Source organism: Pseudoduganella lutea, from assembly GCF_004209755.1.
GTDB lineage: Bacteria > Pseudomonadota > Gammaproteobacteria > Burkholderiales > Burkholderiaceae_D > Rugamonas > Rugamonas lutea.
On the sequence record NZ_CP035913.1, the window covers coordinates 5,983,196 to 6,005,239 of the forward strand.

The 22,044-nt window shown below is 66.1% G+C and carries 21 protein-coding genes; 8 read left to right on the plus strand and 13 right to left on the minus strand.

Annotation, left to right across the window (positions count from 1 at the left end; translation table 11 throughout):
* Positions 1-80 precede the first annotated feature (80 nt).
* Complete coding sequence (locus EWM63_RS25310; protein ID WP_130189001.1) at positions 81-1,313, plus strand: maltoporin; 1,233 nt, start codon at positions 81-83, stop codon at positions 1,311-1,313.
* A gap of 249 nt (positions 1,314-1,562) precedes the next feature.
* Positions 1,563-1,856: a hypothetical protein gene (locus tag EWM63_RS25315; RefSeq protein WP_130189002.1), complete on the plus strand. Its 294-nt coding sequence runs from the start codon at positions 1,563-1,565 to the stop codon at positions 1,854-1,856.
* Positions 1,857-1,888: 32 nt separating this feature from the next.
* On the opposite strand, the gene EWM63_RS25320 is transcribed toward EWM63_RS25315, so the two are convergent.
* The 4 genes from EWM63_RS25320 to EWM63_RS25335 form a co-directional block, all read right to left on the minus strand.
* Positions 1,889-3,469, minus strand: coding sequence for an EAL domain-containing protein (locus EWM63_RS25320; RefSeq protein ID WP_165390919.1), 1,581 nt, complete (start codon positions 3,467-3,469; stop codon positions 1,889-1,891).
* 195 nt (positions 3,470-3,664) lie between these two features.
* A complete protein-coding gene (locus EWM63_RS25325; protein ID WP_130189004.1) occupies positions 3,665-4,450 on the minus strand; it encodes a DeoR/GlpR family DNA-binding transcription regulator in 786 nt (261 codons plus the stop codon).
* A 34-nt stretch (positions 4,451-4,484) separates the two neighbouring features.
* A complete protein-coding gene (locus tag EWM63_RS25330) occupies positions 4,485-4,964 on the minus strand; it encodes a heme-degrading domain-containing protein (RefSeq protein WP_130189005.1) in 480 nt (159 codons plus the stop codon).
* Positions 4,965-4,974: 10 nt separating this feature from the next.
* A complete protein-coding gene (locus EWM63_RS25335; RefSeq protein ID WP_130189006.1) occupies positions 4,975-6,012 on the minus strand; it encodes an oxidoreductase in 1,038 nt (345 codons plus the stop codon).
* Between the two features lie 259 nt (positions 6,013-6,271).
* Here EWM63_RS25335 and EWM63_RS25340 point away from each other — a divergent pair, with 259 nt between their 5' ends.
* Together EWM63_RS25340 and EWM63_RS25345 are read left to right on the plus strand one after the other, a co-directional pair.
* Entirely contained in the window at positions 6,272-6,922 is a 651-nt protein-coding gene (locus tag EWM63_RS25340) for a hypothetical protein (protein WP_130189007.1), read from the plus strand.
* A gap of 273 nt (positions 6,923-7,195) precedes the next feature.
* Positions 7,196-8,800 carry a pectate lyase family protein gene (locus tag EWM63_RS25345; protein ID WP_130189008.1) on the plus strand — a complete coding sequence of 535 codons (1,605 nt, stop codon included), beginning with the start codon at positions 7,196-7,198 and terminating at the stop codon, positions 8,798-8,800.
* Between the two features lie 141 nt (positions 8,801-8,941).
* On the opposite strand, the gene EWM63_RS25350 is transcribed toward EWM63_RS25345, so the two are convergent.
* From EWM63_RS25350 to EWM63_RS25375, 6 genes are all read right to left on the minus strand, one after another.
* Positions 8,942-11,038: a TonB-dependent receptor family protein gene (locus EWM63_RS25350; RefSeq protein WP_130189009.1), complete on the minus strand. Its 2,097-nt coding sequence runs from the start codon at positions 11,036-11,038 to the stop codon at positions 8,942-8,944.
* A gap of 1 nt (position 11,039) precedes the next feature.
* Positions 11,040-12,434: a PepSY-associated TM helix domain-containing protein gene (locus EWM63_RS25355; RefSeq protein ID WP_130189010.1), complete on the minus strand. Its 1,395-nt coding sequence runs from the start codon at positions 12,432-12,434 to the stop codon at positions 11,040-11,042.
* 173 nt (positions 12,435-12,607) lie between these two features.
* Positions 12,608-13,036, minus strand: a complete 429-nt coding sequence (locus EWM63_RS25360) for a DUF2946 family protein (RefSeq protein ID WP_130189011.1) — start codon at positions 13,034-13,036, stop codon at positions 12,608-12,610.
* Between the two features lie 105 nt (positions 13,037-13,141).
* A complete protein-coding gene (gene paeA / locus EWM63_RS25365) occupies positions 13,142-14,440 on the minus strand; it encodes a polyamine export protein PaeA (protein ID WP_130189012.1) in 1,299 nt (432 codons plus the stop codon).
* Between the two features lie 197 nt (positions 14,441-14,637).
* Positions 14,638-15,189, minus strand: a complete 552-nt coding sequence (locus EWM63_RS25370) for a DUF6484 domain-containing protein (RefSeq protein WP_130189013.1) — start codon at positions 15,187-15,189, stop codon at positions 14,638-14,640.
* Positions 15,189-17,282 carry a type VI secretion system Vgr family protein gene (locus tag EWM63_RS25375; RefSeq protein WP_229487502.1) on the minus strand — a complete coding sequence of 698 codons (2,094 nt, stop codon included), beginning with the start codon at positions 17,280-17,282 and terminating at the stop codon, positions 15,189-15,191. The genes EWM63_RS25370 and EWM63_RS25375 overlap by 1 nt, the downstream gene beginning before the upstream one ends.
* Between EWM63_RS25375 and EWM63_RS25380 the strand changes: the two genes are divergently transcribed.
* Both EWM63_RS25380 and EWM63_RS25385 read left to right on the plus strand, forming a co-directional pair.
* A complete protein-coding gene (locus EWM63_RS25380; protein ID WP_130189014.1) occupies positions 17,281-17,460 on the plus strand; it encodes a hypothetical protein in 180 nt (59 codons plus the stop codon). The genes EWM63_RS25375 and EWM63_RS25380 overlap by 2 nt on opposite strands.
* Positions 17,461-17,700: 240 nt before the next feature.
* Positions 17,701-17,928, plus strand: a complete 228-nt coding sequence (locus EWM63_RS25385) for a hypothetical protein (RefSeq protein ID WP_130189015.1) — start codon at positions 17,701-17,703, stop codon at positions 17,926-17,928.
* A 9-nt stretch (positions 17,929-17,937) separates the two neighbouring features.
* Here EWM63_RS25385 and pdxR read toward each other — a convergent pair whose 3' ends face one another.
* Positions 17,938-19,377 (minus strand): MocR-like pyridoxine biosynthesis transcription factor PdxR, encoded by a 1,440-nt coding sequence (gene pdxR, locus EWM63_RS25390; RefSeq protein WP_130189016.1) that lies wholly within the window; start codon positions 19,375-19,377, stop codon positions 17,938-17,940.
* Positions 19,378-19,453: 76 nt separating this feature from the next.
* Between pdxR and EWM63_RS25395 the strand changes: the two genes are divergently transcribed.
* Positions 19,454-19,888 (plus strand): carboxymuconolactone decarboxylase family protein, encoded by a 435-nt coding sequence (locus EWM63_RS25395; protein WP_130189017.1) that lies wholly within the window; start codon positions 19,454-19,456, stop codon positions 19,886-19,888.
* On the plus strand, positions 19,885-20,487 hold the full coding sequence (locus EWM63_RS25400) for an FMN-dependent NADH-azoreductase (protein ID WP_130189018.1): 603 nt from the start codon (positions 19,885-19,887) through the stop codon (positions 20,485-20,487). The genes EWM63_RS25395 and EWM63_RS25400 overlap by 4 nt, the downstream gene beginning before the upstream one ends.
* A 5-nt stretch (positions 20,488-20,492) precedes the next feature.
* On the opposite strand, the gene EWM63_RS25405 is transcribed toward EWM63_RS25400, so the two are convergent.
* Positions 20,493-21,086: a DUF308 domain-containing protein gene (locus tag EWM63_RS25405; protein ID WP_371861127.1), complete on the minus strand. Its 594-nt coding sequence runs from the start codon at positions 21,084-21,086 to the stop codon at positions 20,493-20,495.
* Positions 21,083-21,853, minus strand: coding sequence for a TetR/AcrR family transcriptional regulator (locus EWM63_RS25410; RefSeq protein ID WP_307720799.1), 771 nt, complete (start codon positions 21,851-21,853; stop codon positions 21,083-21,085). The genes EWM63_RS25405 and EWM63_RS25410 overlap by 4 nt, the downstream gene beginning before the upstream one ends.
* Between the last annotated feature and the right edge of the window lie 191 nt (positions 21,854-22,044).

Here is a 22,044-nt window from a genome sequence, read left to right on the forward strand (position 1 = left end):
GGGAACCGCTTTTGCCGCGCGCTTGCAAGCCGCGACCGGCGGGCGGCCATGCACGACCAGAAAATCAATCAGGAGACATCATGCGCATCAAGCACATCGCGCCGGCGCTGCTCGCGCTCGCGTCGGGTTTTCCCGCGGCCGCCCTGGACATCGACTCGTACCTGCGCGCCCACGCCGGCGTCAATTCCGCGCACGGCGGGCAGACCTGCTTCGGCCTGGCCGGCGCGGAGTCAAAGTACCGCCTCGGCAACGAATGCGGCGTGTATGGCGAGCTGCTGCTCGGCCAGCAGCTGCAGCGCGGCACCGACGGTTCGACGCTCAAGGCCTACGCCATGCTCAACCTGGGCAACAATGCCGCGTCCAGCAATGCGCGGCGGCCGCAGGGCGGCTGGACCATCGGCTTGCCGCAGGCTTACCTGGCGCTGGAAAACCTTCCCGGCCTGGGCGGCGCGACACTGTGGGCCGGGCGCCGCTACTACAAGCGCGAGTCGACGCACATCACCGACTTCATGTACTGGAATCCGTCCGGCCTGGGCGGCGGCATCGAGAACGTGCCGGTCGGCGGCTTGAAGTTCAGCTATGCCTTCCTCCACGACGACCGGCAAACGATGCCGAACATGCAGGTCGGCGATATCGCCAGCCGGCATGACCTCCAGCTGCGCGGCCTGCAGGTGAACCCCGGCGGCGCGCTGGAACTGGGGCTGACGCTCATCCACGGCAACGGCAGCGGTGGTGGCGATCGCCACGGCGGGTCGATGCTCACGGTGCAGCACCGGCAGACCGGGGTGCTGGGCACCGGCGAGAACCGGCTGGTGCTGCAATGGGGCACCGGGGCGGGCGCGGACAATGGCGCAACCGGCGACACCGCCAACGGCAGCGACGTGCATCGCCTGCGCATCGTCGAAGGCTGGCAGGCGCAGGTCAACGAGCGGCTCGGCGCCGAGCTCGTCGCAGTCTGGCAGCGCGACACCGCGCACGATCCGGCAAAGGCGAAGACGTGGGCCAGCGCGGGCGGGCGCCTGTCGTATGGCGTGACCCGGCATGTGAAGCTGCTGGCCGACATCGGCCATGACCGCGTGGCGCCGAAGCATGGCGACGTGCGGCGGCTGACCAAGTTCACCGGCGCGGTCGCGCTGTCCGCCGGGCGCGGCTACTTCGACCGCCCCGAACTGCGCCTGTTCTTCACGCAGGCGCGCTGGAACGACGCGGCCCGCGCCGCCGCGGCCGATGGCGATCCGCTGGCCGCGAACGGCATCTTCGGCAAGGCGCTGAACGGATACACGATCGGCATCGCGCTCGAGAACTGCTGGTAGGGGCGATCGCGCGAGTGCGGGGCGGTCCCGATCGGCTGCCCGCACTGTTCCTGGTGTCGGTGATTCTTACAGTGGCACCGTACGCGATCGGCCCGGCGTCCGCGTTCGCCCGTCGTACATAGCGTTGCACGGTTTTTGCTAGACAGGAGATTTCCACTCCTCGGCCACACATGCAATTCGCTATCCATCTTCCTTGCCCATGTTCCGGGCGCGCAGCGGCAGACACGATCCTCTTTTCCGGGGCAGTGCATGCGCTACACGTATGAAATCACGCCCCGCCCGGAAAGCCATGGCGGCGGCTGGCGCCTGCGGCTGCATGCCGATGGCGAGGAAGTGGGCGGCGACGTCTTTCACGCACGCGAAGCCGCCGCCGATGTCGTGGCGGCATGGTGGTCCACATTGACGGATGACGAGCGGCTGGCATGGCTCGACCGCAGCACTGGCGGCACACCCGCCCACGCGCATCGGGCGTATGCCCGCGCGGCGGCATACGACGACGCCGAGCGCGCTGCGCGCCGGTGGCTGGAGCGCGTTGCTTCCTGATCCGTCGCCCGCTCGACAGCAGCGGCTGCCTCCTATCGCTCGGCGATCTCCGCCTGCCTGGCGAGGTATTCGCGTTCGAGCGCATCGAATGCCATGGGCCTGCCGAACAACCACCCCTGAGCGACGTCGACGCCATGCTCGCGCATGAACGACGCCTGCTCTTCCGTTTCGATACCCTCGGCGACCATGCGCAGGCCGATCCGCTGCGCCATCGCGATGATGTAGCCGACCACCTGGCTGGTCGGGGCGCCGGTGCCGATGGACTGGATGAACGCCCGGTCGATCTTCAGCAGGTCCAGGTCGAGCGATTCCAGTTGCGACAGGCTCGAGTAGCCGGTGCCGAAATCGTCGATCGCGACCTCGATCCCGCGCTCGCGCAGACGGGCAATGGTTCGCCGCGCCAGGTCCGGGTCGACGAAGGCGCGTTCGGTGATCTCGATGACCAGGTTGCGCGGACCGGCATGGCTGCGTGCCAGGAAATCGTCGAGCATCGATGGCAGGTTTTCCGAATGCAGGTCCGCCGCGGCGATGTTGACGGCGATGTGGAAGTCCGGATGCTCCGACAGGAACATGCCGATGTCGCGCGCGATCAGCGACAGCAGGCGTTCCGTGAGCTTGCCAACGAGGCCATTTTCCTCGGCGATCGGAATGAACAGGTCCGGGCCGATCAATTCGCCGGTGCCGCGGCGCATGCGCAGCAGGGCTTCGGCGCCGACCAGCCGGCCGGTCTGCAGGTTGACCAGCGGTTGATAGACGACGAAGAACTCGTCGTGCCGAAGGGCGTAGCGCAGCGCCGCCGCGATGGACATCTGGCGCCGCGCCAGCAGCAGGATCGCCGCCGCGAACGCCAATCCTGCGGCGAGACCTGCGGGCACGAGCCGCCATGCGTTGGCCTTCTCGCGTTCATGCAGTTGCGAGGCGGGAAGCGCGGCCAGGGCGACTGTCGCGCTTTTCGTGGAACGGACGATGGCGACCAGATGGGTGTCGTCGACGAATGTCACCGCCCGCTGGTCGCGCAGATGCGCGCGCCAGTGCGGCGAAACGGCCCCCCTGGCAACCGCGGGAGGCGAATTGGCTGGCTGGTCCATGTGGAAGATCGCGATGGAAATACCGGACCTGGCACCGGATGTGTCGACCGGCAGGTCGCTATGGATGAGCACCGCATAGCCGTCGCGTTCCAGGCCCAGCAGTGAATCGGGGCCCATGCCATCGACCGGCACGTGCAGGTAAACCCGCACGCCGGCCGCTGTCTCGAACGTCCGGTCGCCCAGCGGCATGCGGGTCGAGCCGATGGAGGAGCAGACGATGACACCGTCGCGCACCTGCCCGATCGCCTGCAGGTAGGTCGACGAGAGATCGATCCGCCGCATCAATGCCTGGGCTTCCGGGGTGCAGTCCGTGAGGCCGGCACGCTTGATCCGCCCGATGCCGACGAATGCCTGGCGCGCCGCTTCATCGGTCCGGTGTCCCACGTCGCGCGCATAGGCCAGCGCCAGCTCGGCTTCCGTTTCATAGGCGCGGCGTTGCGCTTCGCGATAGGCAAGGAAGGGGGAGAGCAGGGTCACCGCCAATGCGGCGAGCAAGCCGAAAAGGTAGAAGGTCTTGCTGCGCATGCTGCTCATCGGGGATCGCGGTGCCGCCCGCGTCGTAAAACGGATGCAGCGAGTATATGCTTGTCCACCGCGCAAGAGCGATGCTTGCGGTGGTCGCCGGGAAAAATACCTGTCGCCGCGCCCGGACGGTATCCGGGCATGCTCCCCGGCCTCTCCGGCGCTGGTGCCATGCCAGTCCGGCCGATGGCGCGCAGATTACTCCCGCGCGCCATCGGCAAGCACGACCGCCACCCCGACCGTTTCCAGCGCCGTCATCACCGCGGCGGGCGGCGGCGCGTCCGTGACCAGCACATCGATGGCGTCGAAGGCGCACAGCCGGTGCAGGAACGCCTTGCCGAACTTCGTTGCATCGGCCACCACGATGACCTGGCTGGCCTGGCGCATCATCGCTTTCTTCAGCGAGCTTTCCTCGTCCGACGGGCAGGTAAGCCCTTGCGGGTCGATGGCGCACGCGCCGAGCACCAGCTTGTCGAACTGGAAGTGCGCAACGCCAAGCCGCGCCTGCGCGCCTTCGAGGCTGCGCTGCCAGGGATTGAAACGACCCCCGGTCAGGTGCAGTTCCACGCCATCGCGCCCGCCCAGGGCTTCGGCGATGTCGATGGAGTTGGTCACCGCGTGCAGCGGTGATGAGGTCACCGCGCGGGCGACTGCCGACACCGTGGTCGACGTGTCGAACAGGACCCGTTCGCCGTTGCGGATGAGCGCGGCGGCCGCGGCGCCGATCGCCTGCCTGGCGGACGAGGTGCCGCCGCGGTCCTGGTACTGGCGCACCTGGCCACCCTGCGGCGGCAGCACGGCGCCGCCGCGCACGCGCAGCACGCGCCCGTCCGCGTCGAGCCGCACCACGTCGCGGCGGGCGGTATCGCGTGTCACGCCGAACAGCCGGCAGATGTCCTCGATGCCGATGCGGTAGTGCTGCCCGAGGTAATCGCAGATTGCGTCCAGCCGCCGCGTCTGCGACAGCGCGTTCAGCTCGTTCATCCTTGTTCGTCCATCTCTTCGCTCATCCGCGCGCTCATCGCGGCGCGTCCAGGTACTCGCGCAGCACGGCGGTCAACAGTTCGTGGTCTTCCTTCTGCGGCAGGCCCGAGACGGTGATCGTGCCGATCATGCCCGTGCCGCGCAGGAGCAGGGGAAAGGCGCCGCCGTGCGCCGCGTAGTCCGCGGCATCGGTGCCGCTGTCGGCCTCGAAGGTCTTGCCCTTGCTGCGGTACTGCGTGCCCACGTGCCACGAACTGCGGCCGTAGCGCTGGACCACGTTGTTCTTGCGGCGCACCCAGTGCGCGTTGTCCGGCGAGGTGCCGTCCATCGCGTGATGGAACAGCTGGTGCCCGTTGCGCGCGATGTCGACCGTGATGGCCTTGCCCTGCGCGCGTGCGCGCTCGACGAGCGCGGTGCCGAGCCGCAGCGCGTCGGCGTTGGAGAACGCCGTGAACTGCAACTGGGATTCCTCGAGGGCGAGTTCCTGCAACAGCGTGGCGTAATCATCCTGCATGGGGTTCTCCTCAGACGGCATCGATGGTGCGGCGTTCATGGTGGCTGCGCAGCGCGAGCTCGATCACCCGGATCACGTCCACCGCCTCCTGCGGCTTCACGGGCACTTCCTTGCCTTCGGCGATGGCCTCGTACATGCCCTGATAGAAGGATTCATAGGCCCCCGCGACGGTTTCCACGGTGCGCTGCGATCCGTCCACCGCCGTGACGGTGGCCCAGGCGTCGGGCGCATCGCGGCCCCAGCCGGCATCGCCGGGGCGCATGCCGGCCTTCAGGGCATCCTCCTGCGGATCGATGCCGTACTTGACGAAGCTGCCCTGCGTGCCGTGCACCTGGTAGCGCGGGCCGGGTGCGCGCACCAGCGCGCCGGCGTGCAGCACGGATTTCGTGGCGCCATGGTCCAGCACCAGCTCGAACGCATCCTCGACCTGGGCGCCGTCGCGCTGGATCGACAGGTGCGCGGTGACGGATTGCGGCATGCCGAACAGCTGCAGCGCCTGGTCGATCAGGTGCGAACCCAGGTCCCACAGCACGCCGGCACCGGGCTGCGCCTGTTCCTTCCAGCGCACCTTTACCTGCGGCGCATAGCGGTCGAAATGCGCGCGATACGTGTGGACTTCGCCCAGTTCGCCGGATTCGATCGACCGGCGCAGCGTCAGGAAATCGCCATCCCAGCGGCGGTTCTGGTAGACGCCGAGCTTCAGGCCTTTGGCCCTGGCGAGGGCGACCAGCTCGTCGCCCTCGGTGGACGACAGCACGAACGGCTTGTCCACGACCACGTGCTTGCCGGCTTCCAGCGCGGCCCTGGCCAGCGTGTAATGGCTGGCGTTCGGCGTGCACACCACGACCAGGGCAATGTCCGGGTCGTCCAGCATGGCTTGCGGCGTGTCGTCGCGCTGCACGCCGGGATAGGGCTGCAACGCGTCCGCTTGCGCGCTGCGACTGGCGATGCGGGCCAGGCGGAGGCCCGGCACCGCGGCAATCATCGGTGCGTGGAAAATGGCCCCGCCCAGGCCAAAGCCGATCAATCCTGTCGCATAACGCTGCATGTTTATCCTTTGTGAAAGTCGTATAAGTCAAATCGCTTACGGATTGTAAGCGATTTTAAGCGTTTGGTCTTGGAGGCGCCATCTGGACATTCATGCCGCTACCGGGTCCGGCGTACCGGAAATCGGGCCGGCCATGCCGACGCTGCAGGGTGCTTTCCTGAAAAGCATGATGGGAGTACGCTGCATGCAGTCGATCCCTGCGCGCGTGCGGGAACGCACCCGCGTTTGCCGGCGCGCCTGAAGGCGAAAGGAGGTCCGAATGCGTCGTCGCTCATTTATCGTGCTCGGCTGTGTTTTCATGTGCCCCGTTGCCCAAGCCGTCGCGCCCGTGGTTACGCTGGCGGTGCTGGTAAAAACCCTTGGGGAAGCGGGCGAGGCGATGTCGAAAGTCGTCAAGGGCATGCGCGATCTCGTGGAAGCCGGCACCGATTCCTACGGTTTTGTCGCTGCCGTGCGCGATCGCGACAGGCTGAAACGCCTTTCCGTGCAATTCGCGGGGCTGACGTCGGATTCCAACATGATGGTGCTCGATTCACTAACGCGCTATATCGCCCATGTCGAACGCGCACCTGGCGGGCGCAGCGACGCGCAGGCGCAACTGCTCTGGCGCAAGGCGGTCGACAATTTCAGGGTGGTGCTGCAAACCGTGCATGGCTTGCTGAAAGACCTGAATGAAGAGAAAAGCGATCTCGTTCTCCAGCCGGTCTTCCTGTCGCTGAACGACATCCTGCATTCCCGTTCGAGCATGCTCGCCGAGCTCGAAGCGTTGCCGCCGCCAACGTCCCGCGAGGATCTCCGCCTGCTCAAGGAAGCACGCGAAGCCTACAGGGTGCTCAGCGAACGAACCCGCGAGCTGATCGCGCAGCTGAATGCCTACATCTCGCGGATCGGCGATACCACCGCGCCTTGAGCGCCGGAAGGTCACTGCCTGGTCGGCATTTTCCGATGACATGGCCGCACTCTGGCAATTGGGCGTGCCGCCTTCCAGCGCCGGCGCGGGCAAGTTCGCCCGGACAGCAACAAAACAACATTGAAAACGTTTGATCAGCGGGCAAACAATCAACGCGTTGATAAAACCTCATCAATTTCACCAGCGACCGGTGCGTTTTTCGCCAATCCACGCATTTCTGGTCGAGCCAAATCTATACTGGCCTGACCAATATGACCTTGAAGAGGCGAAAAAATGGAGACACGATTTACAGGATTCCCGCGCGCGAGACGACCAGCCGGCACAGTGTTCGGCATGCTGGCCGCGGCACTGCTCATGCAGGGATGCGGCGGCGAGGCAGGCATGGACCCGGCGACCGGGCCGACAGCTGCCGCGAAGGCGGCGGGCGCCGAGCCGCGCACCCTGTCACAGCAAGCCGCGGCAGCGCCACGGGGGCTTGCCGCGGCAGCCACCGGCTGGGCGTCGCAGGGCGCGGGCACCACGGGCGGCGCCGGCGCCCCGGACAGCAATGTCTACGTGGTGCGCAACTGGGCCGAGCTCAATGCCGCGCTGGCCAATGCCAACAGCCCGACCTACGCCGCCAATCCCGCCGCGGCCAAGCTGGAACCGAAGATCATCCGCATCGCCGGCACCATCTACGGCACCGACCTGGGCAACGGCCAGCTGGCCGACGAGGCGTACTACAAGTCGACCAACACGACGGCCGCGAAGTGGGACTTCAAGCTGTACCTGCAAAGCCTGGACACGGCCTTCATGGCCGACCTGGCGAGCCGCGTGGCGCAGGGCGATCCGGAGGCGATTGCCCTGCGCGCGCGCATCTCGGCGCTGAGCTCCGCGCGCACCACGCTGCGCCGGCTGCAAAAGACGCAGATCCAGTCCATCGTGCCCTCCAATACGACGATCGTCGGCGTGGGGCGCGACGCCCGGCTGGTCGACGGCTATTTCTCGATCAACGCCACCAGCAACATCATCATCCGCAACCTGGAACTGCAGGCGCCGGCGGATCTCACGCCGAGCTGGGATGGCAAGGGCAGCTGGGATTCCAGCTTCAAGGCGATCTCGGTGGTGACGGGCAGGCAGCTGTGGATCGACCATTGCACGCTGACCGACCGTGAACAGGCCGAGGAAATCGTGACGATCAATGGCGTCACGTCGCGCGTCAACCGCTTCGACGGGCTGATCGACATCGAGGACAGCAGCGACTACGTCACCATCTCGTACAACGTGTTCAAGGACCACGACAAGACGAACATGGTGGGCGGTTCGGGCGACCAGAACGGCGTGAAGGAACGCGAGTTCAACCGCCTGACCTTCCACAACAACGTGTGGCACAACATCACGCAGCGCGCGCCGCGCGCCCGCTTCGGCCGCATCCACGTCTACAACAACTACTACCGCGGCGACACGGGCGCGGGCGATTATCGCCTGGCCTACTTCATCGGCATGGGCGCGGAATCGAAGATCCTGTCCGAGTCGAACGCGTTCGAGATCACCGGCCCGAACACGGGTTCCTACGCATCGAAGGTGGTGGCGAACCTGAATGGCTACCAGTTCAAGGACGTGGGTTCGTGGATCAACGGCGTGGCGGCTTCCGCCGAGATCGATGCCGCGGCGCGGGCGGCACTGGAATCGAACTGGGCCAACGTGCTTGCCGCCGCCTCGAAAAGCGGCTTCACGGTCGGGCCTTATACCAATGAGCTGGGCTGGACGCCCACCTACAGCTACCGCCCGGGCGCATCGTTCCACGCGGTCAAGGCGCACAACCTGGCCATGGCCGGCGCGGGCAGGATGGCGATCGATGGCGCGAACCCCGACGTGACGTCCAGTTTCTCGCAGTAGTCCCCGGGCCTCTGACGAACCGCCTGGCGTGGGGCCTGGGCGCGCTGGCCCAGCCCACCTGCCAAGTAACGTTGGACACGCGCAGCTTTACCGGCCAGGCGCTGCTGGACCTCACGGAGCTGGCCGCGCCACCTGTCCACTTCAGAACCGCAGGCGTGCCCCGAAGTAGGCCGACCGGGGCTCGCCGCCGGACAGGATCGCGGCGTTCGGGGCGGCCATAGCGCGCACGCCATGACGGGCGATGTACTCGCGGTCGGCAAGGTTGCGCAGCTCGAGGTAGACATCCACCTGCTTGTTGCTGAACCCGGCACGCAGGCCCCACAGCGCGTAGTGGTCGATCGCGTACGTATTGTGGAAATCGGCGTAGCGTTTGCCGATGACGTCGAAGGTCGGGCCGGCATACAGGCCGCCCACGTGGCGATACAGCAGTTCGCCGCGCACGGCATGGCGCGGCGCGGCGGGCAGCCGCTTGTCGCCATACAGCGCGTCGTCATCGAAACGGAAGCGGTTCAGCAGCACGCTGAGCCGCGGTTCGATGCGGTGCGCACCCACCCGGTCCAGCGTGAAGCGCGCACCCAGCGCCGCTTCCACACCGGCATGGATGGTGGCGTCGATGTTCTGCGACAGGCTCGTGCCCGGTGCCGAAGGGTCATCCACCGACAGGATCTCGTTGCGCAGCCTGGCGTAATACGCGGCCACGTCCCAGCTCCAGTGCGCGCCGCCGGCCGTGTACTCGCCGCGCGTGCCGATTTCCACGGACGCGCCGTGCATCGCGTCGAGCGCCGTGTCGTTGCCGCTGACCTGGTCTTCCATCTGGTAGGTGGTCGGCGCTTCGTACAGCCGGCTGGCGTTGGCGAACGCCTCGACGCCCGGCGCCACTTCGCGGATCACGCCGACCCGTGGATTGAGACTGCGGTAGTCGGCCTTCGGATTGCGCACGCTGCCCGTCGCCACGGCCGTATTGCGGATGTCGCGGTCGGCCAGCACGCCTTGTGCGCCAAACACCGCCGTCCAGCGCGGCGCAACATTCCAGCGGTCCAGCACGAACAGCTCGGTGCTGTCGGCGGCATTGTCGACGCGGGTCGCCAGCGCGGTGCGGCGGCCACCGTCGTTGCCGTAGTTGCCGCCCTTGACCGTGGTGCGGCCCTGCATCACCCCGGCCACGAGATCGTGCTGGCCGATCTTGCGCTGGTAGCGCAGGGAGGCGCCCGCGTTGCGCTGCGTCGTGTCGATCAGCAGGCTGAAAAACGGGTTCTGGACGATGGGGTGATACAGCGCCTGTTCTTCGTACGATACGCCGAACGTGAGGCTGCTGTCGTCGTCGATCCGCCAGGTCGTCCTGCTGGCGACGCGGGATGCCTCTACGTTCCACTGGTAGTGCCCCGTGACGGCTGCCGCATCCGCGCCGTCCGGATCGGCAAGCCACTGGGTGCGGGTCAACGCGCCCGGCAGTTCCTCGTCGTTGCGCGTGTAGCTGACATAGAGGCGTGTGTCGACCCGCTCGTTCACCCGCCAGCCGGCGTTGGCGTGCACGCTGTCGCGCTGCTGGCGGTTATGGACGCGATAGCCGTCGCGGCGCTTCGCGTCGATGGTCACGATGCCGTCGAATGCTCCCTGCACGACGCCGGCGCTGACGCGTGCCTGGCGCTGGCCATGGCTGCCGGCATTGACGAACAGTTCCAGGGGCGCCGAGTCGCGCGCCGTCGGCGTGATGTACTCGATCGCGCCGCCCAGCGTGCTGGCGCCATAGGCCAGCGCGTTGGCACCCCGCGCGACCACGATGTGGCGGGCGCCGAGCGGATCGACGAAACGGTTGTGGTTGTTGCCATCGGCGGCCGTGACCGGCAGGCCGTCCTGCAGCAGCTTGACCCCGCTGCCGTCATAGTCCACCGCATCGAGGTTGGAACCCCGGATCGAGATGAACGTGCTGTCGGAACCGGAGGCGCTGGCCGCCCACACGCCCGGTACGAAGCGCAGCATGTCGGCAGTGTTGGCGACGTTGCGCTGGTACAGGGTGTCGGTGTCGACGAGCGTGACACCGCCGGGGGTGCGTGCCTGCTCCGCGGCCAGCGCGCGGGCCGTATCACTGGCCGGCTTGCTGGTCAGTTCGCCCGTGATCGTCACCGTCGGCAACGGCTGTGGCGTATCCCCGGCCAGGGCGACGGGCGATGCCGCCAGGCAGGCGGAGATCGCGATCAAGGGGTACGCGGTGAAGTGCTGTTGTTTCACGATGGTCATCTCAATTTGTTGTTGTTTGTTGTGGATTGCCCCGAAGGGACTGGAGCAGCCAGTCGAGCAGCAGGACCGCCAGCATGGAAGCGCCCAGCAGCGGGAAGATGCAGCCGAGGACGGCGGCGATGGCCAGCACGCCCCGGGCAAGCCGGTCGGACTCGCGGCGCGGCGGCGCGGCCAGGCGGCCCGCCGGCCGGCGCAGCCACCAGGCGGCGATGCCGCTGATGCACATGGCCACCAGCGCCAGGCAGCCGGCGAGCATCACGGCGAGGTTGATCGCGCCATACTGTTCGCCCTGGTGAACGGCGACGCCCCACTCGGTGATGCGCCCCACGGGGCGGATCTGGGCTGCGCCGATGTCCATCAGCACCGCGCCCGAGTACTGGTCCACATGGACCACGCGCCGCTCTTCCAGCTTGCCCGGCATGCGGATCGCGCTGTAGACGCCGTGCGCATCGCGCGGCAGCACGAGGCGGTAGCCATCGTGCAGGCCGATGGCGGCCAGGGTGCGCACCACGCTGTCCGGACCCTGCGCGTGGGCTGGCGCCGGACCGTGGCCCACGTCGGGGTGGGCGGCGGCGCCATGATGCGCGGCGTGCGGATCGGAGGCCGGCACGGGCTGCGCCTGCTGGCTCCATGGCAGTTCGCCCAGCGCCGCGGCAGGCAGGGTGGAACGGGGGATGCCGGCCCAGACACCGTGGGGCACGCCCAGGTCGCGGGCGCTGAGCCAGGCATTGACATTCGTGCCCCACACGATCGACCAGGGCATGCCCGTGAGCGCGAGGAACAGCACGACGACGCCGGCGAAGATGCCCGTCACGGCATGCAGGTCGCGCCACCATGTCCGGCCTTTCGCGGCGGGCCGGATCGACACCACGCCGCCGCTGCGCCCGCGCGGCCACCACAGGTAGATGCCGGTGGCGACAAGCACGATGATCCAGCCGGCCACGATCTCGATGAGCACATTGCCGGCATCGCCCAGTACCGACAGCGAATGGATGCGCTTGACCAGAGTCATCATGCGGTCGGCCTCGGCCACGCTGCCGGTGACGCTGCCCGCGACCGGATCGACGAAGACCTGCAGCGTGCCGGCACCGGGGCGCTGCACGTCGACCTGCGCAGTGTGCAGGCCGTCGGCCGGCAACGTGAGCGCTGCGGCCCGACCGGGAAAGGCGCGCACGGCCTGGTCGATCAGATGGCTCGCCGGCAGCCGCTCGCCGGGCGCAGCGCCTTCCGCGCGCAGCATCTCTTTTGCATAGACGATGTCGTCGATCTGCGCATGGAACAGGTAGGCCCCGCCCGTGAGGGCCAGCGACAGGATGAACGGCACGCAGAAGAGGCCGGCGAAAAAATGCCAGCGCCAGATGCGCCGGTACAGGGTGGAACCAGTGGTGGTGTCCATGGGATCACCACCGGAGCGCGGGCGGCGCGACGGCACGCCGGTGCTTGCGGGCAGGATGAATGGCCAAGATATTTCCTCGTCAACAGGTAAGCGGCAGCCGCCTGGACAGCCAGGCGGCGGGAATACGAATCGAGATATGACAGCCGGCGGCGCGCGCGGTGCGGCCGGGCTGGTCAGGCGAGGAGGGGAGGGCCGCGGGGCTTGCCGGCGGCCCAGGTGAACAGCGGCGCGGGCGAATGGTAGAACAGGGGTGGAAGAAGGGCCGCGTCAGCCTGCGGTGCGATGGCCAGGCCGGCAGCGGGAAGCGCCGGCAAGTCGGATGCCAGGCGGCACCACGGGCAGTCGTCCATGTGGCCGGCCTGCTTGCCGGGCACCTTGTCGTCATCCCCGGCAATCGTTGTCGCCATCACCGCCGTTATCGTGGCAGCGTCGTAACGCATGCCGCTTGGTGCGCAGATCCCTGCCAGCATGGTGTTCATGAGGCGGCTTTCGGCACCGTTAGCGGCCAGGGCGTATGAAATCGACGGCAGCAAGGCGGCAGCCAGCATGGCCGCGACAGCCAGCCAGGTAACCAGGCGCTTCCATTGCCGGAGGTTTGACATGTGGCGATTCTAGCAGCACCCGTTCGGGGCACGCCATGGTGTTTCGCTATAGGCGCCATACGGGCAGTGCATACGTGGCCTATGCGCCAGCGGGGCCGGACCTGCCTATGGGGTGTCCTTCGGGGCGAGGTGCTTCACGAGCAGCTGGTCGATCCGGTAATGGTCGACGTCGAGCACCTCGAACTTCACGCCCTGGTATTCCACGCTATCGGTTTTCTTGGGCACCTTGCGCAGCATGAACATCATGAAGCCGGCGGCGGTCTCGTAGTTTTCTTCCTCGGGCAGCGAATCGAGTCCCAGCGTGCGCTTGACGTCTTCCACCGGCGTGCTGCCGTCGATCAGCCACGAGCCATCGTCGCGCTGGATGATCTGCTTGTCCTCTTCCAGCGTGTTGCCCCAGCTGCCCATCACGGTCAGCATGATGTCGCTGAGCGTGATGACGCCCATGACCAGCGCATATTCGTTGATCACGACGGCGAAGGTTTCCTTGCTGGCCCGGAACCGGTCGAGCAGCTCGGACAGCGTGAGCGTGTCCGGAATGATCGGCACGGTGCGGATCGTCAGCTCGTTCAGCTGCACCGGCGCCTGCTTGTGCAGCAGGCGCACGAGGATGTCGCGCGTGTCGACATAGCCGATGACGCGGTCGATCGTGCCGTCGCACACGGGAAACTTCGAATGGCTGGCGACCTTCTCGCGGATGCTGTCCTCGGTCTCGTTCAGCTTGAAGTACACGACGTTGTCGCGCGTGGTCATCGCCGAGGCGACCGAACGCGATTCGAGCTGGAACACGTTCTCGATGAAATGCTGCTCCTGTTTCTGCAGCACGCCGGCCTGCGCCCCCGCTTCCACGGCGGCGGAAATCTCGTCGAAGGTGATGCTGTCTTCGCGCGTCATGTCGATCTTGAAGATGCGGAAGATCACATTGGCGGCCGAGTTGATCAGCCAGGACAGGGGCTTGCAGATACGGATGAAGAGGGAGATGGGGGCGATCAGCATTACCGCGATGCGCTCCGGCGCCCGCATGGCCAGCCGTTTCGGCATCAGGTCGGCGAACAGGATGAACATGAACGTGACGGTGAGGAACGACACGGCGAAGCCGATATTGTCGAGCGCAGGGCCGTTGTAGAACGTGGAGATCCAGCCGATGAAATGCGGCCGCAGCGCGCCCTCGCCGACGATGCCGCCCATGATCGAAATGGCGTTCAGCCCGATCTGGCTGGCGGCAAAGAAGTCGGCCGACTGCTCCTGCAACGCCATCACTTTCAGCGCGCGCGCATCGCCCGCTTCGGCAAGCAGTTTCAGCTTGATCTTGCGTGCGCCGGCAAAGGCGATCTCGGTGAGGGACAGGAAACCCGCGGCAAGCACCAGCAGGATCAACAGCATGACATTTTGAAGCAGACTCAAGGGGCACCCGGACAGTAGACCGGCATGCGGTCGTTGCCGTCAGTATATTTGTTGCAACGAATGGTCGCAATGGGAGCACTGTTCGCTGACGGGCCGGCACGGCGCACCTGGCGCGTGTCGAATGCGCCGCCCACTTCGACGGCAAAGTGTCTGGGTCGAGGAACGCTCGACAACGCGGCCCCGTACTCAGTCGACGCTCAGTTGATATTGACGGAGCCGCCCCGGATGCGCTGGGTCGCATCGGCATGGCTGGTGATATACGTGCCGCGGATCTGGATGCGGCCGTCCGCCGACAGGATGATGGCCGCGTCGCCGCAGCGAAGCTCGATCTCGTGTTCGGCCGTGAGCGTGACGCGTTCGCCGTCGATGGTGGCGTCGACGGCGGGGCGGGGCGCTTGCGCGGGTGCCGGTGCCAGCATCAGGCCGAGGACGATCGGGCGTTCCGGATCGCCCGCTTCGAAGCCCAGCGCCACCGGCTGGCCGACCTGGCCGGGGTCGAGCGGCGCAACGCTGCGCGCACGCACGCTGCGCAAGTCGAATGGCGCGATATCGACCAGCGCGGTGCCGTCGGTGTCGAAGCCGGCCAGCGTGCCCGTCGCGATGCCATTGGCATGTCGCGCGCGGGGCGGGGTGGAGACGATGACGTCGTGCAGCAACTGGTCGGCGCCGGGCGCTTCTGCTGGCGAATCGGCAGCGGTCAATGTGGTCGCTGTGGTCGCAGTGGTCGATGGACGGTCGGGTTGCGGCATCAGTTCTCCTGGATCTTCTTGGCCTTCATCGTGATGTTGCCGTCGGCACTGAAGTTCTGCTGGTCGGACGTGCCCACGCTGAAGGTATGGCCATTGATGGCGATAGTGCCGTCGGACTTCATCAGCAGGCTGGCCTGGCCCACCGTAATCGACAGCTCGTCGCCGGCGGTGATCGAAATGCTGTTGCCCACTTTCGTGACCTGGTTCACGCCGACGATGGTCGCCATGATCCCGCCCACGTTCAGGTCGTAGCCGAGGCCCACGTTTTCCATCCGGCCCATGCCTACGTTCTGCACGTAGGCCATGCCGATGTGTTCCGTCTTGGTCATGTTGACGGTGGTGCTCCAGTTCATGTCGATATTGTCCTGCTCGTTGCGGACCACGTGCTTGGTGCGGTCGCCGCCGATGGTGATCGATTCGTTCTTGCCCACGTCCTCCGTGCGGTTGTCGCCGATGGTGATCTTTTCGTCGTGGTCGACGGTCTCCGTGCGGTTGCGCTTGATGTGGCTGGTTTCGTCGCGGTCGATCGTCTTGCGGCGGTCGTTGCCCACCCACTTGTCCTCGTCGTGCTCGACTTCGGTGAGCTGGTCCTTCTCGGCGTGCAGCCAGAGCTGTTCGCTGCCTTTCTTGTCCTCGAAGCGGATGGCGTTGGCATTCTCGTAGCTGCCGCCCGGCGTGGAGCGCGACAGGATGCCGCTCTGCGTCTTGTTGGCCGGCAAGTCCCAGGCGGGCATCGTGTCCGCGTTCGGCACCATGCCCGTGATCAGCGGGCGGTCGGGATTTCCGTCCAGGAACTGGACGATCACTTCCGATTTGATGCGCGGAATGGATGTCATGCCGAAGTTCGCGCCGGACCATGGCGTGGCAACGCGCACCCAGGCCGAGCTGCGGTCGTCGTTCGCGCCCATGCGGTCCCAGTGGAACTGCACGCGTACGCGGCCGTATTCGTCCGTATAGATTTCCTCGCCTGGTGGACCGACCACAAGCGCCGTCTGCAGCCCGTAGATCTTGGGCTCCGTGCTGTTGTAGCCGCGGCCCGGGCGCCATGGCACCTTCGTGCGGCTGCACGTGATCTGGTTCGCATAGCGGGACAGCGAGGCATCCGCATGCTGGTAGTTGTTGTTGGCCGTGTGGTGCACGTCGAGGATCAGGAAATCGTGGTCGCCACCCTGCACGACGTCGAAATGGTTACTCAGTTCGAAGCGGCGGCCCGGCTGGGCCGTGCGGTCGTTGCCATGGCCCTGGAAGTACTTGCCCATGGCTTCGACTTCCTCGATCCGGATCCTTGCCTGGGCATCGCCGCCGTCGAGATCGGTGTAGCCATAGGCACCGGCGTACTCGTAGCTTTCGATGCGCAGCACGTCGCCCTGTTCGTTCGTCGTCGGCACGTCGACCGCTGTCGGCCGCGGCTTCTTGAAGTCAAAGCTGGACAGCGCAATGCTGGATGGCACCAGGCGGCGCACCGGTGCCCAGTCGCCGAGGCCGTCGTCCTCCATGCTGCCCGCCTCGCGCTGGAACGGAATGTCCGTGCGGGCGCCGTCGATGGGCGGCGCGCTCGTCGAGTCGTCCGACAGGATCAGCTTGTGCCCGCTGGCCGTATGCTCGTACCAGTAATACCATCCGAGCGCCTCCCAGCGCCGGTGCAGGTAGTTGTAATCCGTTTCGCCGTACTGGCATGCGCAGGTCATTGTCGGATCCGGGCCGGCCACGCGCATTTCCCATGCATGGACAGGGTAATCGGCGAAGATCTCGTCCGTTTGTTCGCCCAGCGACAGGTTGTGGAACAGGTAGTTGTCGCGGCGCAGGCGCAGGTAAGCCAGCCACGGCGACAGCACCATGGTGTAGTACACGAGCGCGCCATCCGTGCTGTCGCGGCGGAACTCGAACACATAACCGTTGAAGTAGCGCTTGGTGCCATCTTCGCGGACCAGGTCGATCGTGACCATCTTGCCCTGGACGTCCTTGAGCGCGATGTTCTCGTCGTCGGAGATGACTTCGACAACGAACCGGAAGTCGCGCGACAGGCTTTCCCTGGCATCGAGGCGGTTCGCCAGCATCAATGACGCGGGGCCGTCGCCGTTGGGAAACGTCATGCGCAACAGACGATTATGCTGGCTGAGCCTGCCCAGCAAGTCTATTCCAGTGCTGATCAGCGAATTCATAGGCGAAATGAAAGGTGGCGTTGATTGCGAGGATGACCTGGCTGCCGGCTGTGCAACGGCAGTGCTCGGCAGCCACGGCATTATAGCGAATTACTTTTCAAATAACTAATGTGCATCGCCCGTATTTAATAACATCGGAATGCCGATGTATCTTGTAAATCATTCGTAATATCTGGAAACTAATTCAACTACAAAATAAACCTTGTTATTGGACGCCTCGTACCTCGCAAGAAAGCCGCGCGCTATTTCCTGGAAACAGGGGACGGACCCCTGTTTCCAAGAAATGGCGCGCCGGGTGAAATGCGAATGGTAGGATGGCGTTTTACGACACGCCATACCAGAGGAAGCAATGACCGTTTTTGCCATGCCCGTCTTCGATGCCACCGTGATCTACGACGGCAAGGAACTGTTCAAGGGCCAGGGGGCCGCCAGCATGTGGGCGGAGAAACTCGCCAGCGAGATCAAAGGCCGTGTGACGGTCGAGAAAATCGGCACCGGCTGGGCGCTGTGCGGCAATGTCGACGGCGTCGATTGCCGGTGGGGCATTCACGGCCAGCGCCTCAAGCGCCTCGAATAAGCCGTAGCATTAACGCACGCCGCGCACGACGGCCTCCAGCCGCTGTACGGCAACGGCCGCTTCGGACGCCGTCGCGAAATTGGCGAATCCCATCAGCAGGCCTCCGCGCGGCGATTCAGCGAAGCGCCAGTCGCCCAGCGCGTTCACGGCCAGGCCAGCCGCCTTGGCTGCCCTGGCCAGGCGCCGGTCGTCCTCGCCGGCGCGCAGGTGCGCCAGCACATGGATGCCGCCGGCCTGCGCCTGCACGTGCAGGCGATCGCCCAGGGCCTGCGACAGCGCATTTACCAGGTAGCCACGCCGTGCCGCATACAGCGCACGCATCTTGCGCAGGTGGCGCGAAAAATGGCCTTGCTCCATGAAGGCCGTGACCATGGCCTGCGGCATGATCGAGCCCGCGCCGGGCACCAGGTCGGCCGCCGCATCGAATTTTTCCACCTGCGACGGGGGCACCACGAGATAGGCCAGCCGCAGGCCCGGGAACAGCACCTTGCTGAACGTGCCGGTGTACAGCACGCGCCCGTCCGCGTCGAGGCTCTTCAACGCCGGCAGCGGCCGGCCGTGGTAGCGGAATTCGCTGTCGTAGTCATCCTCGATGATCCACGATCCGCGGCTGCGCGCCCAATCCAGCAGCGCCAGCCGGCGCGGCAGCGACAGCGCGACGCCCATCGGGCTCTGGTGCGTTGGCGTGACGACGGCGAAGCGGGCATCGGCGGCACGGCGCACGCCAGTCGCCACGTGCAGGCCTTCGTCGTCGACGGGCACCGGCACCAGCCGCATGCCCGCATGGTCCAGGTATTGGCGGGCCAGGATATAGCCCGGATCCTCGTACCAGCCTGTGTCTCCGGGCTGGAGCAGCGTGCGGCACACGAGGTCGAGCGCGCCGCGGTATCCCGCGGTGACGAATACCTGCTCGTGGGTGCAGGCAATGCCGCGCGAGATGCCGAGATAGCTGGCGATGGCGCGGCGCAGCGGTTCGTATCCCGCCGGATGCGGATAGGGCATGGCCGCTGTCTCCACCGTGCGCAGCGTGTGCCCGGCAACGCGGGCCCAGGCCTTGCGGGGAAAGGCATCGAGGGCGGGTACGCCGAGCTGGAATGGCTGGACACCTTCCTGCGGGCCGGACGATGCGACCTGCGGCCGGCGTGCGATGGCCGCCTGGCCCGGTTCGGGCACGTTGGCCAGTCCGGCCGCAACGACTGTTCCCGCGGCGCCGCGGGCGACGAAATACCCTTCGCTTGCCAGCAGCTGGTAGGCCATCTCGACCGTTCCCCGGGCCACGTTCAATGCGCTGGCCAGGCTGCGCACGGACGGCACCCGCTGTCCGGGCGCCAGCCTGCCCGTGGCGATGGCCTCGCGAAAGCGCTGGTACAGCTGCAAGTAGATGGGCGCGTTCGAGGTCCGGCTGAACGCCCATTGCCGCTGCAAGGTCGTGATGTCCTGGTCATTCATTGAATTCTTGGCCCTGTCGGCTGGGCCATGATTGTCTTAAATTATCGGCTTCCCAGCAACCAGACAAAGAGAAGCCATGAGTACCCCAAAACGATTGCCCTACCATACCCTGTCTCCCGAAGCCTACCGGGGGCTCGGCGCGACAAAGCTGGCGCTGGAAAGAAGCAGCCTCGGCAAGGAGCTGATCGAACTGGCCTGGCTGCGCATGTCGCAGATCAACGGCTGCGCGTTCTGCCTCGAGATGCACGCGAAGGCCCTGCGCGCGGGCGGCATGCAGGATGCCAAGCTGGACAGCCTGGCCGGATGGCGCGTGGGCGAGCATTACACGGCGCGCGAACGCGCGGCACTGGCCTGGACCGAATCGCTGACGCACGTGGACCGCACCCACGCGCCGGACGAGGACTACGGGCCGCTCACGGAGCATTTCAGCGATGCGGAGATTTCGGACCTGACCTTCGCCATCGCGCTGATGAGCGCATTCAACCGGCTTGCCATCGGGATGCGGCAATGAAGCATATCCTGCACATCGATTGCAGCCCGAGGGACGCCTCGCACAGCCGCGACCTGTCCGCCGCGCTGCTGGCGCGACTGTTGAAGCGGTACCCTGGCGCCGCCGTCACGCGGCGCGACCTTGGACGAGAACCCGTTCCGCACGCGGCCTCCGCCTATGCCACAGCGCTGTCGTCGCCGGCGGCGCTGTCGTCCGGCGAAGCGGCAACGGCCACGCACCTGTCGGAACAGCTGATCGGTGAAATCGAACGGGCCGACGCCCTGGTCATCGGCACGCCGATGAACAACTTCACGGTACCCTCGGTGTTCAAGGCGTGGATCGACCAGATCCTGCGCATGGGGCGGACGATGGGCGTGACGGCGACGGGCGAGAAGACTGGCCTGCTGGCGGACAAGCCGGTCTACATCGGCATCGCCTCGGGCGGCGTGTTCCATGGCGCGCACGCGAAGCAGCCGGACTTCCTGATTCCCTACCTCGTTGCCGCATTCGGCTGCGTGGGCATCACGTCGCTGCAGTTCTTTCCCTTGCAGGCCACGGCATTCCTCGACGGCGACCGGCTCGCAACCGACCGCGAGGCGCTGGTCGCGGCAATGCGCTGACGCCTCTACGCCGCGCGCCGGATTCCCCGCAGGGTCAACGCGACACCTGCGACCAGGAAGTAGAACGCCCCGAAGCCGGCATAGCCGGTGACGGTGAAGATCGACGGGGTGACCGGCAGGCCGGCCTGGTAGACGAAGAATGCGCCGGCCAGTGCGGACTGCGCGCCACTGGCGATCATCGCCCACTGGGCGCCATGGGTTTTCCGGCGCCGCAGCGCGGTAGCCAGCTGGAGCAGGCCGGCGACGATGGCCCACGCACCGAACACGGCGAGGACCCGGTGCATGTTCGGCAGCGCGATGGCAATGGCGATCGCGATCGCCACGCTGATGCCGGCATTGAGGGCCTGGGACCGGTTGCCGGCAAGGCCGCCGGCGCGCAGGCCATCCGCCAGGTTTGCCAGCGCATCCCAGGCCGGGTAAGCGACGAGGAGGAGGGCGGCGATGCCCGGCGAATGCGGCGCCAGGCCAACGGCGGCGGCGATCCATGCGAATGCGAACAGCGCGCGGCCAAAATAATATTGCTTCAACCAGCGTGCCATGGCGGGGTGGTCCGGCGTGACGGATCGCGTTGTCGCGCTCCCGTTGATGGTGTCGTTCATGGTGGTTCCTTTGGGAAGGTTGATCGGACAAGATGAGACTTCATGGTGCTACCTACTAGTTGGTAGGCAACGTGACGCAAAAAAGGTGATCCTGCCGCGCGACTGAGCTGCCTGGGCGATGAAAGTCCAGCCGTCGGCCGACGCCCCGTCCCTGACAAGCGCAGGCCGCGGAACGGCCCGGTGCCACGGGTCACGCCGCCATGCGCTGCAATTGCGGGTCCATGATCGCGCCGAATGCCGTCACGTCCCCATAGGCGCGGGCCGACAGCATGGCCCCATGCACGGTGGCCATGAAGGCTTCCGCTTCCACGCGGGGCGGATGGACCAGCGCGATCGTTTTTTTCCCGCACGCCGCGTTCGAATACGGACGTGATCCAGCCGGACAGGAAGCGGAAATAGCCGCGTACCTCCAGAGCCACGTCGTCGGGCAGCATCGGCAATTCGACGGCGAGCAGCGCACAGATGCAGAACGGTGCCGTTGCATCGCCGATGCAGGTTTTCCAGTACTGGACATAGGCCCGCAACTGGTCGAGCGGGCCGGAAATGCCGTGCTCGAGGTTCGCGATGCCTTCTTCCGCGGCCTTGCGGTACTGCGCGACAAGCGTGCGCACCAGGTCCACCTTGCTGGGGAAATGGTGATGGATGCTGGCCTTGCGGATGCCCACCACGCCGGCAATGTCGGCATAGCTGAAGCCGTTGTAGCCGCCGGCGGCGATCAGGGAGCGCGTGCAGGCAAGGATGTCGTCGGCGGTGGTCGTTGATTTCATGGTTCTAGTCTACCTACTGGTAGGTTGGCATGTCAAACGGTTTCTGGAGGCCAGGACAGATGTTGTTTGATGCAAATCAATCGCATGGCTCTTTGACGGCTGCAGCAGAGCCCGGGCGGTATATTCGCGCCTGGATGTTGCGATTTCGCAAATGGGTATTCCGCCGTCATGGGAACTACTCTAGTCTGGTC

Excerpts from the sequence above, each read along its gene's own strand:
- EWM63_RS25310 (WP_130189001.1), top strand. The coding sequence starts at position 81 with ATGCGCATCAAGCACATCGCGCCGGCGCTGCTCGCGCTCGCGTCGGGT.
- EWM63_RS25315 (WP_130189002.1), top strand. The coding sequence starts at position 1,563 with ATGCGCTACACGTATGAAATCACGCCCCGCCCGGAAAGCCATGGCGGC.
- EWM63_RS25320 (WP_165390919.1), bottom strand. The coding sequence starts at position 3,469 with ATGCGCAGCAAGACCTTCTACCTTTTCGGCTTGCTCGCCGCATTGGCG.
- EWM63_RS25325 (WP_130189004.1), bottom strand. The coding sequence starts at position 4,450 with ATGAACGAGCTGAACGCGCTGTCGCAGACGCGGCGGCTGGACGCAATC.
- EWM63_RS25330 (WP_130189005.1), bottom strand. The coding sequence starts at position 4,964 with ATGCAGGATGATTACGCCACGCTGTTGCAGGAACTCGCCCTCGAGGAA.
- EWM63_RS25335 (WP_130189006.1), bottom strand. The coding sequence starts at position 6,012 with ATGCAGCGTTATGCGACAGGATTGATCGGCTTTGGCCTGGGCGGGGCC.
- EWM63_RS25340 (WP_130189007.1), top strand. The coding sequence starts at position 6,272 with ATGCGTCGTCGCTCATTTATCGTGCTCGGCTGTGTTTTCATGTGCCCC.
- EWM63_RS25345 (WP_130189008.1), top strand. The coding sequence starts at position 7,196 with ATGGAGACACGATTTACAGGATTCCCGCGCGCGAGACGACCAGCCGGC.
- EWM63_RS25350 (WP_130189009.1), bottom strand. The coding sequence starts at position 11,038 with ATGACCATCGTGAAACAACAGCACTTCACCGCGTACCCCTTGATCGCG.
- EWM63_RS25355 (WP_130189010.1), bottom strand. The coding sequence starts at position 12,434 with ATGGACACCACCACTGGTTCCACCCTGTACCGGCGCATCTGGCGCTGG.
- EWM63_RS25360 (WP_130189011.1), bottom strand. The coding sequence starts at position 13,036 with ATGTCAAACCTCCGGCAATGGAAGCGCCTGGTTACCTGGCTGGCTGTC.
- EWM63_RS25370 (WP_130189013.1), bottom strand. The coding sequence starts at position 15,189 with ATGCCGCAACCCGACCGTCCATCGACCACTGCGACCACAGCGACCACA.
- EWM63_RS25380 (WP_130189014.1), top strand. The coding sequence starts at position 17,281 with ATGCGCAACAGACGATTATGCTGGCTGAGCCTGCCCAGCAAGTCTATT.
- EWM63_RS25375 (WP_229487502.1), bottom strand. The coding sequence starts at position 17,282 with ATGACGTTTCCCAACGGCGACGGCCCCGCGTCATTGATGCTGGCGAAC.
- EWM63_RS25385 (WP_130189015.1), top strand. The coding sequence starts at position 17,701 with ATGACCGTTTTTGCCATGCCCGTCTTCGATGCCACCGTGATCTACGAC.
- pdxR (WP_130189016.1), bottom strand. The coding sequence starts at position 19,377 with ATGAATGACCAGGACATCACGACCTTGCAGCGGCAATGGGCGTTCAGC.
- EWM63_RS25395 (WP_130189017.1), top strand. The coding sequence starts at position 19,454 with ATGAGTACCCCAAAACGATTGCCCTACCATACCCTGTCTCCCGAAGCC.
- EWM63_RS25400 (WP_130189018.1), top strand. The coding sequence starts at position 19,885 with ATGAAGCATATCCTGCACATCGATTGCAGCCCGAGGGACGCCTCGCAC.
- EWM63_RS25405 (WP_371861127.1), bottom strand. The coding sequence starts at position 21,086 with ATGAACGACACCATCAACGGGAGCGCGACAACGCGATCCGTCACGCCG.
- EWM63_RS25410 (WP_307720799.1), bottom strand. The coding sequence starts at position 21,853 with ATGAAATCAACGACCACCGCCGACGACATCCTTGCCTGCACGCGCTCC.